This is a genomic window from Bacillus sp. FSL R5-0439 (assembly GCF_038008805.1).
In the GTDB taxonomy this organism is placed as follows: Bacteria; Bacillota; Bacilli; order Bacillales; family Bacillaceae; genus Bacillus; species Bacillus safensis.
This window is the reverse complement of the sequence record NZ_JBBOZW010000001.1, coordinates 2,445,777-2,458,168: the sequence shown is the minus strand read 5'-3', so window position 1 is coordinate 2,458,168 and position 12,392 is coordinate 2,445,777. Positions and strand designations below refer to the sequence as shown.

The following is a 12,392-nucleotide window of genomic DNA, read 5'->3' as shown; positions in this document are numbered from 1 at the left end:
CAGGTACATAAGCATGAGTTTTTTTAAAACCAATCAAGATGAAAGGCACAGGCGAGAAAAATAAGAATACCTAGAATGAGGACGTCAAATGTTGTAGGGAAAATGATCGTACGAAATCCTTGAAATATAGCAATCGGGAGAACGACTTGGGAGGCAACTGCCCGAATTTGTCTCAGCCAGGGGGGGAGTGTGTAAGGATTGATCTTCTTCAAATCAAACGCCCTCCTTCTTCATTTTGTTATTATCATATGGGCAAAAGGGCGAAGGGTGCCTGCCCAATTTGTATAAAGAAGAAGAAAAGCGGAAAAGATGATTGACGAAAACAAAAGGCATTTAGTAATATTAATAAAAGATGAGTATGTGCTGATGAACGTGATATATCGTAAGCGTGGATCAGGAAGAGTACGAGCAAGACCCTAAAGAGAGGGAAGCCAAGAGCTGAGAGGTTTCCTAGGATGTACTTGTTTGGAAGGTCGCCTGTGAGCTTAATTTCTTGAATGAACAAGTAGAGAAATTCGGGAGAACCCCGTTATCCTTTAGAGTGTATGGGACACGTGTATGTGTCTCGTGAAAAAAGGTGGTACCGCGAAAAAGCTTTTTCGTCCTTTTATAAGGATGGAAAGGCTTTTTTTATGTTTCATCAGCCGAAAAAATGTGGAGGTTACACAAATGGGAACAAATAATCAAGAAATGCCAACAAAGTACGATCCTAATGCGATTGAAAAAGACCGCTATACGTACTGGCTTGAAGGAAAATTCTTCGAAGCACAAAATGACAAAACGAAAGATCCATATACAGTCGTCATTCCTCCACCAAACGTGACAGGAAAACTGCACCTTGGGCATGCATGGGATTCTACACTCCAAGACATCGTGACACGTATGAAACGGATGCAGGGCTATGACGTTCTTTGGCTTCCAGGTATGGACCATGCCGGTATTGCGACTCAGGCAAAAGTCGAGGCAAAGCTTCGCGAAGAAGGCGTAAGCCGGTATGACCTTGGCCGAGAGAAATTTGTGGAAGAAACGTGGAAGTGGAAAGAAGAATATGCAGATTTTATTCGCAGCCAGTGGGCGAAAATGGGTCTTGGTCTCGATTACTCCCGTGAACGTTTTACTTTAGATGAAGGTCTGAATAAAGCCGTTCGCCAAGTGTTTGTTCAATTGTACGAAAAAGGGCTTATTTATCGCGGAGAGTACATCATTAACTGGGATCCAGCAACGAAAACGGCACTTTCTGATATTGAAGTGATTTATAAGGATGTTCAAGGTGCGTTTTATCACTTGAGATATCCGCTTTCAGATGGCACGGGTTCAATTGAAATTGCGACAACAAGACCTGAAACAATGCTGGGAGATACAGCCGTAGCCGTACACCCTGATGACGAGCGTTATCAGCATTTGATTGGAAAAACAGTGGTTTTACCAATTACAGGCCGTGAGATCCCAATCGTCGGTGATGACTATGTTGATATGGAGTTTGGTTCAGGTGCTGTGAAAATTACACCTGCTCATGACCCGAATGACTTTGAGCTTGGAAACCGCCACGGGCTAGAGCGTATTCTTGTCATGAATGAAGATGGCACAATGAATGCGAATGCCCTGCAATATAAAGGAATGGACCGCTTTGAATGCCGCAAACAGCTTGTGAAGGATTTACAAGAAGAAGGCATTTTGTTCAAAATTGAGGACCACATGCATTCAGTTGGTCATAGTGAGCGAAGTGGAGCTGTCGTTGAACCGTATTTATCAACACAATGGTTTGTGAAAATGCAGCCGCTGGCAGACGAAGCCATTCATCTGCAAAAAGGTGACGACCAAGTTCAATTTGTTCCAGACCGATTTGAAAAGACATATTTACATTGGATGGAAAATATCCGTGACTGGTGTATTTCTCGTCAACTATGGTGGGGACACCGTATTCCGGCTTGGTATCATAAAGAAACGAAAGAAGTATACGTTGGACTTGAAGCTCCAGAAGATATTGAGAACTGGGAACAGGATAACGATGTACTTGATACATGGTTCAGTTCAGCTCTTTGGCCGTTTTCTACAATGGGCTGGCCGGATGCAGACAGTGAAGACTTCAAGCGCTACTATCCAACCAATCTGCTTGTAACTGGCTATGACATCATTTTCTTCTGGGTATCCCGCATGATCTTCCAAGGTCTTGAATTCACAGGAGAAAAACCGTTCAAAGATGTCCTTATTCATGGGCTTATCCGCGATGAACAAGGGCGTAAAATGAGTAAGTCGCTCGGCAACGGAATTGATCCAATGGAGGTCATCGACAAGTACGGTGCGGATTCATTAAGATATTTCTTAGCGACTGGAAGCTCACCAGGTCAGGATCTTCGTTTTAGTTTTGAAAAGGTTGAATCCACTTGGAACTTTGCGAACAAAATTTGGAACGCATCCCGTTTTGCTTTAATGAATATGGATGGTTTAACGTATGATGAGCTTGATTTAACAGGAGAAAAATCAGTTGCTGACCAATGGATTTTAACACGCTTAAATGAAACAATTGAAAGTGTCACACAGCTTGCTGACAAGTATGAATTCGGTGAAGTGGGCAGACATTTATACAACTTCATTTGGGATGATTTCTGTGATTGGTACATTGAAATGGCGAAACTTCCGCTTTATGGAGAAGACGAAGCAGCGAAGAAAACGACTCGTTCGATCCTTGCGTATGTATTAGATCAAACGATGAGACTTTTACATCCGTTTATGCCGTTCTTAACAGAAGAAATCTGGCAGCATCTACCGCATGAAGGTGAGTCCATTACTGTTGCGGCATGGCCTGAAGTGAAGCCGGAGCTTTCCAACGAACAAGCTTCTGCTGATATGAAGCTGCTTGTGGAACTCATTCGCTCTGTTCGTAACATTCGCAGTGAAGTGAACACGCCAATGAGCAAACAAGTTGAACTTTACATTAAAGCCTCTACATCTGATGTGCAGGAACGCTTAGAGAAAAACCGTTCATATATTGAGCGCTTCACGAACCCAAGTGTTCTTGAAATTGGCACAGATATCCCAGCTAGTGATAAAGCGATGACGGCTGTTATTTCTGGAGCAGAACTCATTCTGCCGCTTGAAGGCTTAATCAACTTAGATGAAGAAATTGCTCGTCTGCAAAAAGAGCTTGATAAGCTGACAAAAGAAGTGGAACGAGTACAGAAAAAGCTTGGCAACGAAGGCTTTATGAAAAAAGCGCCTGAAAGTGTCGTAGAAGAAGAGCGTGCGAAAGAACGTGATTATGTCGCAAAACGCGAAGCTGTTCAAAAGCGTATTGAAGAGCTGAAAGCATAAGGTTGAAAAGACGGCTCCTAATGAAAGGGAGTCGTCTTTTTTGAAAATTTCGTATGAAATGAGAGATGACATTGTTTACAACCTATCATGAAGCCATTGATTGGATTCACAGCAGACTGGCCTTTGGCGTAAAACCGGGTCTTGAACGAATGAAATGGCTGATGAACAGACTAGGAAATCCGGAACAAAGTATAAAAACAGTACATGTTGCAGGTACAAATGGTAAAGGATCAACCATTGCGTTTACGCGTTCTGTTTTGCAGGCAGCCGGCTATTCGGTCGGAACTTTCACCTCTCCGTTTATACTAACGTTCAATGAAAGAATCAGTGTTAATGGAGTGCCTATAGAAGATGAAGAATGGTTGAGTTTGGTGAATGAAATCAAGCCTTTTGTTGACGAATTAGATCAAACAGAGCTTGGCGCAACTACAGAATTTGAAATCATTACAGCATGTGCATTTGCTTATTTTGCTCATGTGCACCAAGTAGACTTTGTCCTCTTGGAAACAGGGCTTGGGGGAAGACTTGATTCTACAAATATTGCTGTTCCTATTTTAACAGCGATTACGTCGATTGGTCATGATCATATGGCCATTTTAGGTGACACACTTGAACAAATTGCAGCTGAAAAAGCGGGTATTATCAAAGAGGGTATTCCAATGATCACGGCAGTTCACCAGCCTGAAGCTCTTGCTGTCATTCAAAACACAGCAAAAGAAAAGAATGCTGAATGTATTTCATTACATGATACTTGTAGCTTTGATGAGCAGCAGCCGACAGAAACAGGTGAACGTTTCACGTTACGCACATCAAAAAAGCAGTATCCGCAGCTTGAAACAGGATTAATCGGAACGCATCAAAGGCAAAATGCTTCCCTTGCTGTTTTACTCATTGAATGGCTGGAGCAAGAAGGCTATATTAGTGTGACAGAAGAGCAAATATATGAGGGCATTCGGCAGGCAGCTTGGGCTGGGAGATTTGAAAAAGTCAAAGATCATCCTCCAGTGTATTTAGACGGCGCTCATAATGAAGAAGGGATCGACCGTTTAATTGAAAGTGTACAAGCTCATTTTTCTAGTAAACAGGTGCATATATGTTTTAGTGCTTTAAAAGATAAGCCGTACAAGCAAATGATTCAAAAGCTTGAAGCTGTCAGTTCTTCTATCCATTTTGTTTCATTTGATTTTCCAAGAGCCGAATCAGCTGAAAAGCTTTATGTATGCAGTCAGTTAGACGCAAAATCGTATGATGATGACCCTCGTACAGTGCTTGAGTTCATTCAGAAAAAAAGTGATGATCCTTCAGCGGTGATCATTGTGACAGGTTCTCTTTATTTTATTTCAGATATACGAAATCGTATGATCGGGTAACACAAAAACGCAAATGGCTTTAACGCCATTTGTGTTTTTTTCTTTTGATATGCAGATGGAAAGTAAAATCATATTTTCGCTATGTGCTCAATGAATACGATCGTGATAAAATCCGGTCTATCTTATTCTCGGAAGGGGTCACGATATATGATAGGCATTTTTGTGTTTCTTGCAGGCGTCACCATGGGGTCGTTCTTTCATCTAGTTGGTGAAAGGCTGCCGCTTAAGCGATCTATTCTTCTTCCTCGTTCTCACTGCACAGTCTGTAAACAGCCGCTTTCCCTGCACGAGATGATCCCGCTCGTTTCGTATGCGTTATTGAGGGGAACTTGTAAGCATTGCGGCACTCGGCTGTCTTTGTTATATCCACTGGTTGAGCTGCTGTCAGGCAGTCTTTTTTTGCTCATGTATAGAATCGCTGGTATTTCGTTTGAAAGTCTTTTTCTTGTGATTCTTTGTAGTTTATTTGTGATTGCTGTCGTGAGTGATCTCCTTTATATGAGGGTGCCAAACGAGCTGTTTCTCTTCTTTTTCCCTCTTTTCGTCATATACCGCACGCTTGAACCTCTTCTAATTTGGTGGGAAGGAGCGTCTTCGCTTCTTTTTTGCTTTCTCATGTTTTATAGTTTAGAACGTTTCAAGCCAAATAGCATGGGCGGAGCTGATATGAAGCTGTTCGGTGTTCTTGCGTTTTGCTTTGGCTTCAAGCCATTCCTTCTCATTCTTTTCCTCTCGTGTATCTCTGGAATCGCCTATGCGAAGGTTTTTTCTTTTCGATTAGATGAACCATTTCCCTTTGTTCCTGCGATCTCTTTTTCTTTTTGGCTGTATCTCTATGGAGCTCATGTCATGCTCCCATTCGCAGGGTCGACCGGTTGAAAAAATTGGCGAACACTTTTTTTCCCTGCCGACAAAAGTCTTGTTCTTTTTTTTTTCCGCTATGTTAAAGTGTGAAACAGAAAGAAGGACGGGTACATTCGCGCTGATTCATTGGACAAAAAGGTCTTTCTTACAAACAATGTCAGAAAGCGGGGAATGACAGTGAAAAAAAGGCAGGCAAAAAAACAAGGATTAAAAGTCAATATTAATGGCAAAGAAGAAATGCTTCATGAAGATGACCACCAGCCGCCAAAACAGCAAGAGGATGATCAAGTGACGTTTTCGAATTGGGAGGAAAAAAGGCAGTCAGAACAGGAGACAGCTGCATCTGAGGAAGAACCGGCTAAACCGAAAGAAGAAGACTTCCAGTGGGATGACGCAGCTGATCATATTTATCATTCTGATCCAAAGGTCGTCACACCTTATCAAAAGAAAAAAGGTTCCTTTGATCAGAAGTTCGGTAAAAACCGCGGCCCGTTTAAGAGAGTGATGACAACGATTGTGTTTGCAGTGGTTCTTGGGACAGGCCTTGGTGTGTTTGCACTTAGCTTAAGTCAAGATGGTACTCAGAATCCATCAGGGGGAGATATCAGCGTTTCAGCGTCCGGAAATCAATCATCAATGAAAGCGGGCGGGGATGCGCCGCCAGCAGATACTGCTGATGAATCAAAAGAGAATAAAGATGAAAAAAGCGCCTCTGGCCATTTTTCAACCTATGTCGTACAGGCTGGAAAGTTTTCCTCTGAAAAAGGAGCAGATGAATTAGTTGGCAGTTTAAAAGAAGCAGGGTATGCGGGGAAAAAGATCTCAATGGATGATGGCTATTATGTCATTGCTGGGCTTGCGACAGAACAGGGCATGACAAGTGCTGTTGGGAAGAAGCTGATTGATCAGCACTTTGAGGCATGGGGAGGCAAGGAGCTCTCATTTCAAGTACCGGATGAGCTGACTAGTTTAATAGAAAAGGCATCTGTATTATCCTCTAAGGTCATTGCAGGAGATGATGTGGATCAAAAGGACGTTACGCAGCTGATCTCTGAGCTTGAAAGTGCCAAAACAACGGACGCACCAGCTAAAAGCAGTTTGCTGAAAGCGGTGCAGCTGTTAAATGAACCTACTGCTGAAAACGGGTGGAAATCTCAGCAGGCACTGCTTGATCAATTAAATACGTAAAATCATATTTTAAGAAACCAAACTAGTCAAAAAATGACTAGTTTTTTTCTTTTTCATCCAACATAATGATGAAGGAACATGAAAAATGAATTTTCGTAAATTGTCGGTAAGATGTACATTTGATAGGATGAATGGGTATCTTACTTCTTAGGCTAAACCCTGAAAGGATGAACAAACATGAACCGATTGATTCTCGCATCTCAATCCCCTAGAAGAAAAGAATTGCTTGATCTAGCAGGGTTTTCTTATGACATTCAAGCAAGTCAATTAAAAGAAGAAATAAATCGAAACTTTTCTCCTGCAGAGAACGTCCAATGGTTGGCAGAACAAAAAGCAAGTGATATTCAAAGATTATATCCCGAAGCTGTGATTATTGGTGCAGATACGATTGTTGCAATTGACGGCAAATGTCTTGGGAAACCAAAAGACAAGGAAGAAGCGGCCTCAATGCTTCAATTATTGTCAGGAAAGACACATCAAGTCTTGACGGGTGTCACGATTCAGTCAGAGAATAGAAAAGAAACATTTTATGAACAGACAGAAGTGACGTTTTGGGCACTTACGCAAAATGAAATAGACCGCTATATCGAAACGGGAGAACCGCTTGATAAAGCGGGAAGCTATGGTATTCAAGGGAAAGGCGCACTGTTTGTTCAAAAAATAGACGGTGATTATTTTTCCGTTGTAGGTCTCCCTATTGCCAAAACAGTTAGAGTGCTCGAAACATTTGGAATCACCCCTTTTTGATGACAGGAAGGAATCTAAAAGGAGTGGGCATCATGAACGATTTCCCTATGTTGCTAAAGCATTTTCCTCAAGATGAAAAGCCGAGAGAACGATTGATCAAATATGGTCCCGGCAGTCTGTCAAACCATGAACTTGTTGCGATTCTTTTAAGGACAGGCACAAAAAAGGAATCAGTTCTTCAAATTTCCGCAAGACTTCTGCAAACATTTGGCGGTCTTCGTACTATAAGAGAAGCCTCAATTGAAGAAATGTCGAAGATTCGAGGAGTTGGAAAGGCGAAGGCGGTCTCTCTTTTAGCTGCTTTAGAACTCGGCACTAGATTACACCATCAAACGACGGACAACCGCTATGTGATCCGCACACCAGAGGATGGGGCAAACTTTGTGATGGAAGATATGAGGTTTTTACAACAGGAAAATTTCGTTTGTCTTTATCTCAACACAAAAAATCAAGTTCTTCATAAACATACCGTGTTTATTGGAAGTCTGAACTCATCCATCGTTCACCCGCGTGAAATTTTCAAAGAGGCCTTTAAACGGTCCGCTGCTTCATTTATTTGTGTGCACAACCATCCATCTGGAGATCCGACGCCCAGCAGGGAAGATATTGAAGTCACACAGAGACTATTTGAATGTGGAAAGCTGATTGGAATACAGCTGCTTGATCATCTTGTCATAGGTGATCAAAAATTTGTGAGTTTGAAGGAAAAAGGGTATTTGTAACACTTTTTTTTTCAATGTTTTACGATATAATAGAGTTTATGAGTTTTTCCCTAAGGGAATTTTGGTTTAAGAAAGGAAGATACATACATATGTTTGGAATTGGTACAAAAGACCTTGGAATAGATCTTGGAACAGCGAATACGCTTGTTTTTATTAAAGGAAAAGGCATTGTTGTGAGAGAACCTTCGGTCGTAGCTTTGGAAACTGATACGAAGTCTATAGTGGCGGTCGGAAATGATGCTAGAAATATGATTGGCCGTACACCTGGTAATGTAGTGGCACTACGCCCAATGAAAGACGGAGTCATTGCAGATTACGAGACGACAGCAACAATGATGAAATATTACATTAATCAAGCATTAAAAGGCAAAGGGCTTTTTGCTCGTAAACCTTACGTCATGGTATGTGTGCCATCTGGCATTACAGCTGTAGAAGAGCGTGCAGTTATTGATGCAACAAGACAAGCTGGTGCACGTGACGCATATCCGATTGAAGAACCATTTGCTGCGGCAATCGGTGCTAACCTGCCTGTATGGGAGCCAACAGGAAGTATGGTTGTGGATATTGGCGGCGGTACAACAGAAGTAGCGATTATTTCTCTTGGCGGCATTGTGACATCACAATCAATCCGTGTTGCAGGTGATGAAATGGATGATGCGATCAGCAGCTACATCCGTAAAACGTATAACCTGATGATTGGTGATCGTACGTCAGAAGCGATTAAAATGGAAATCGGTTCTGCGCAGCCTGATGTACATGATGAGATGGACATTCGTGGACGTGACCTTTTAACAGGTCTGCCAAAAACAATCTCTATTACGGCAGAAGAGATTGCAAAAGCGCTTCGCGATACGGTGGAAACAATTGTCGATGCAGTAAAAATGACGCTTGAAAAAACCCCGCCTGAGCTGGCAGCAGATATTATGGACCGCGGAATTGTTTTAACAGGAGGCGGTGCATTACTACGTAATCTTGACAAAGTCATTAGCGATGAAACGAAAATGCCAGTCATTATTGCTGAAGATCCGCTTGACTGTGTGGCGATCGGAACAGGGAAAGCACTAGAACATATTCATTTGTTCAAAGGAAAATCAAAAGATAATCGATAATCGGGCGTAATTAAAGAGGTGTAAGACATGCCGCAGTTTTTTATGAATAAAAGATTAATGTTGCTCCTTGTCTGTGTCATCGTACTGGTGGCCATGATTGGTTTTTCAGTGAAAAGCGGCAGAGGTGCTTCATGGCCGGAAAAATTAGTGGGGGATACGACAGGATTTTTTCAAGGTGTCTTTCATAAACCATCACAATTTATTGCCGGTATTTATGGGAACGTACAAGATTTAAAGAACACATATGATGAAAACGAGCGTCTTCGAAAAAAACTTGATGGACAAACCCAATATGAGGCGAAACTTCAAGAACTAGAAGATGAGAACAAAAAGCTTCGCAAACAGCTTGGCTATGTGAACTCTGTTCGTGATTACACGCCAATTCTATCAACTGTTATCGCAAGAAACCCATCTCTTTGGGATAGCTTTGTGATGATTGATAAAGGGAAAAAACAAGGCGTTGACAAAGATATGGCGGTCACAAATGAGAGTGGCGCATTAATTGGGAAGATTGAAAGTGATAAGCTCAACAATTTTACTTCAACTGTAAGGTTGCTAAGCTCTACTGACCAAAATAATAGAATTTCAACGAAAATTTTTGCGAAAAAGGGCAAAGAAGAACTCAATGGAATCATTAACGGTTATGACAGCAAGAAAAAAATGCTGACTATGAATATTCTAAAATCCGATGCAGATGGGGATGTCAAAAAAGGAGATCTTGTTGAAACATCTGGAGCAGGGGGCGTATTCCCGCAAGGCTTGACGATTGGTAAGGTGAGTGAAATCGAGCCAGACCATTACGGCCTGACGAAGATCATTTACGTAGAACCAGCGGCTGAACTCAACAATTTAGACCGTGTGATTGTGGTGAATCGCAGCACAAGTACAGCAGATGCATCTGAATTGACGAAGGAGGAAGGCTCGTGAAACGTGTCCTTCTTGCTTTCGTCATGTTGTTTATCTTCGTATTTGACAGCATTTTTGTCGATTTAGTGAAGCTCCCATTTGTTTCAGAGAATCAAATTTTAGCTCCTCATTTCATTTTACTTGCACTTGTATTTATGACTGCTTTTGTGAATCAAAAATATGGTGTGATTTACGGATTTATCTTTGGACTTTTATATGATATTTCATATACAGGCATACTTGGTGTTCATATGTTTGGCTTTGGGGCGCTTTGCTATTTGCTAGCAAAAGCCTTTAAAGTTTTGCAAACGAATATGTTAGTCGTCGTCTTTCTGTCGATTATTGCTGTTTCCGTCATGGAGTTTTATGTATACGGCGTTCAAGCGACAATTCAACCAGGGATTATGCCGTTTAATACGTATGTCATCGAACGCTTTATTCCAACGATTCTTTTAAATACTGCTGCGTCTCTCATACTTGTTGTGCCGCTTAGGCTCTTTTTCATCAATGTGAAACAAGGACTGATCGACGAATAAAAGCAGGAGTTTGTCCAATTAAGGCGAAATGAGTATGTTGTTGAGGTGAGCATCTTGAAAACTCAAAAACAGCAATATGTGACGATAAAAGGTACAAAAAACGGATTAACATTACAGTTAAATGATGACTGTTCGTTTGATGATCTTCTTTCTGGCTTACGAGAGGTTCTTTTACTTGAGCAATATACAGATGGAAGAGAAGGACATAAGGTCAATGTGCATATTAAGCTTGGTTTTCGTTATTTAACGGAGGATCAGGAGACGCGTTTGACTGAAGCGGTGTCTGAAAATGAACATCTCGTGATCCACTCCATTGAAAGTGACGTCATGTCAACTGAAGAGGCGAGACGATTAAAAGCAGAGGCTGAAATTACTTCTGTAGCAAAAATTGTACGCTCTGGACAGGTGCTGTATGTCGAAGGAGATCTTTTATTAATAGGAGATGTCAATCCTGGCGGAACGATTCGCGCAGGAGGAAATATTTTTGTGCTTGGCGCATTAAAAGGTGTGGCGCATGCTGGATGTAATGGCAACAAGCAGGCTGTTATTGCGGCATCACATATGATTCCAACACAGCTTCGCATCGCACAAGTTATTAACCGTGCACCAGACCAAAAAGAAGATGGAAATGAAATGGAATGTGCTTATTTAGATATAGATGGCAATATGATCATTGAACGCCTGCAGCAATTGGCTCATATAAGACCTAATCTGACAAGGCTTGAGGGAGGAATGTGAAATTGGGCGAGGCTATTGTGATTACCTCAGGAAAAGGCGGCGTTGGCAAAACAACAACATCTGCAAACTTAGGCACAGCACTAGCAATTCAAGGGAAAAAAGTGTGTCTAGTCGATACGGACATCGGCCTTCGGAATCTGGATGTCGTGATGGGGCTTGAAAACCGCATTATTTATGATCTAGTTGATGTAGTAGAAGGAAGATGCAAAATTCACCAAGCGCTTGTAAAAGATAAGCGTTTCGAGGATCTTTTGTATCTTTTACCTGCTGCTCAAACAAGTGATAAAACGGCTGTAGAGCCAGAACAGATCAAAGAATTAATTCAATCATTGAAACAAGACTTTGATTATGTTGTCATTGACTGCCCTGCTGGAATTGAGCAAGGCTTTAAAAATGCTGTATCAGGTGCAGACAAGGCCATTGTCGTGACGACACCTGAAATCTCAGCTGTGAGAGATGCGGACCGAATCATCGGTTTGTTAGAACAAGAAGATATCGAACCGCCTCGTTTGATTGTCAACCGTATTCGTACACACATGGCGAAAAATGGCGATTCAATGGATGTAGATGAAGTGGTACATCACTTATCGATTGATCTACTTGGCATCGTAGCAGATGATGATGATGTGATTAAGGCTTCAAACAATGGTGAACCGATTGTTATGGATGCTAAAAACAAAGTATCGATTGCCTATCGCAATATTGCCCGCCGCGTACTAGGCGAATCTGTTCCGCTTCAATCCTTTGAAGAAGAAAACAAGGGAATGTTTGCAAAGCTGAAAGCATTTTTTGGTGTAAGAGCATAATCGTGATAGAAAACCTTTACAGTCTAGTAAGGACGAGCACTGGAGCGCAGACCTGACAACGAATGCTAGGGTTTGTCTACACGCTGAGACCGAT

The 12,392-nt window shown here is 41.7% G+C and carries 12 protein-coding genes and 1 other annotated feature; of the genes, 11 read left to right on the top strand and 1 reads right to left on the bottom strand.

All coding sequences use genetic code 11. The features are described from left to right. Nucleotides 1-23 precede the first annotated feature (23 nt). Nucleotides 24-212, bottom strand: a complete 189-nt coding sequence (locus NST59_RS12650; protein WP_003216497.1) for a hypothetical protein — start codon at nt 210-212, stop codon at nt 24-26. Nucleotides 213-380: 168 nt separating this feature from the next. Beyond that, nucleotides 381-610, top strand: a binding site (T-box leader). A gap of 59 nt (nt 611-669) precedes the next feature. Between NST59_RS12650 and NST59_RS12645 the strand changes: the two genes are divergently transcribed. The 11 genes from NST59_RS12645 to minD all read left to right on the top strand — a co-directional run bounded on the left by NST59_RS12645 (nt 670) and on the right by minD (nt 12,298). Continuing rightward, nucleotides 670-3,312, top strand: coding sequence for a valine--tRNA ligase (locus NST59_RS12645; protein WP_041086475.1), 2,643 nt, complete (start codon nt 670-672; stop codon nt 3,310-3,312). Nucleotides 3,313-3,377: 65 nt separating this feature from the next. Further along, nucleotides 3,378-4,682: a bifunctional folylpolyglutamate synthase/dihydrofolate synthase gene (locus tag NST59_RS12640; protein ID WP_341040687.1), complete on the top strand. Its 1,305-nt coding sequence runs from the start codon at nt 3,378-3,380 to the stop codon at nt 4,680-4,682. 147 nt (nt 4,683-4,829) lie between these two features. Then, nucleotides 4,830-5,561, top strand: coding sequence for a prepilin peptidase (locus tag NST59_RS12635; protein WP_341040685.1), 732 nt, complete (start codon nt 4,830-4,832; stop codon nt 5,559-5,561). A 156-nt stretch (nt 5,562-5,717) separates the two neighbouring features. Beyond that, nucleotides 5,718-6,734, top strand: coding sequence for an SPOR domain-containing protein (locus NST59_RS12630; RefSeq protein WP_039183241.1), 1,017 nt, complete (start codon nt 5,718-5,720; stop codon nt 6,732-6,734). Between the two features lie 177 nt (nt 6,735-6,911). After that, entirely contained in the window at nt 6,912-7,481 is a 570-nt protein-coding gene (locus tag NST59_RS12625) for a Maf family protein (protein ID WP_039180386.1), read from the top strand. A 47-nt stretch (nt 7,482-7,528) separates the two neighbouring features. Further along, on the top strand, nt 7,529-8,203 hold the full coding sequence (gene radC, locus NST59_RS12620; RefSeq protein WP_029706175.1) for a RadC family protein: 675 nt from the start codon (nt 7,529-7,531) through the stop codon (nt 8,201-8,203). A gap of 89 nt (nt 8,204-8,292) precedes the next feature. Next, the gene (locus tag NST59_RS12615; protein ID WP_007501538.1) at nt 8,293-9,312 is read left to right on the top strand and encodes a rod shape-determining protein; all 1,020 of its coding nucleotides are present in this window, start codon (nt 8,293-8,295) and stop codon (nt 9,310-9,312) included. A 27-nt stretch (nt 9,313-9,339) separates the two neighbouring features. Beyond that, the gene (gene mreC, locus NST59_RS12610) at nt 9,340-10,239 is read left to right on the top strand and encodes a rod shape-determining protein MreC (RefSeq protein ID WP_039180383.1); all 900 of its coding nucleotides are present in this window, start codon (nt 9,340-9,342) and stop codon (nt 10,237-10,239) included. Further along, a complete protein-coding gene (gene mreD, locus NST59_RS12605) occupies nt 10,236-10,754 on the top strand; it encodes a rod shape-determining protein MreD (RefSeq protein WP_039180381.1) in 519 nt (172 codons plus the stop codon). Before mreC ends, mreD begins: the two co-directional genes overlap by 4 nt. Before the next feature lie 54 nt (nt 10,755-10,808). Continuing rightward, a complete protein-coding gene (minC, locus tag NST59_RS12600) occupies nt 10,809-11,492 on the top strand; it encodes a septum site-determining protein MinC (protein WP_046311942.1) in 684 nt (227 codons plus the stop codon). 2 nt (nt 11,493-11,494) lie between these two features. After that, nucleotides 11,495-12,298: a septum site-determining protein MinD gene (gene minD / locus NST59_RS12595; RefSeq protein ID WP_017358134.1), complete on the top strand. Its 804-nt coding sequence runs from the start codon at nt 11,495-11,497 to the stop codon at nt 12,296-12,298. The last annotated feature ends 94 nt before the right edge of the window (nt 12,299-12,392 follow it).

Coding starts and splice junctions, on each gene's coding strand:
- NST59_RS12645 (WP_041086475.1), top strand. CDS start 670: ATGGGAACAAATAATCAAGAAATGCCAACAAAGTACGATCCTAATGCG.
- NST59_RS12640 (WP_341040687.1), top strand. CDS start 3,378: ATGACATTGTTTACAACCTATCATGAAGCCATTGATTGGATTCACAGC.
- NST59_RS12635 (WP_341040685.1), top strand. CDS start 4,830: ATGATAGGCATTTTTGTGTTTCTTGCAGGCGTCACCATGGGGTCGTTC.
- NST59_RS12630 (WP_039183241.1), top strand. CDS start 5,718: ATGACAGTGAAAAAAAGGCAGGCAAAAAAACAAGGATTAAAAGTCAAT.
- NST59_RS12625 (WP_039180386.1), top strand. CDS start 6,912: ATGAACCGATTGATTCTCGCATCTCAATCCCCTAGAAGAAAAGAATTG.
- radC (WP_029706175.1), top strand. CDS start 7,529: ATGTTGCTAAAGCATTTTCCTCAAGATGAAAAGCCGAGAGAACGATTG.
- NST59_RS12615 (WP_007501538.1), top strand. CDS start 8,293: ATGTTTGGAATTGGTACAAAAGACCTTGGAATAGATCTTGGAACAGCG.
- mreC (WP_039180383.1), top strand. CDS start 9,340: ATGCCGCAGTTTTTTATGAATAAAAGATTAATGTTGCTCCTTGTCTGT.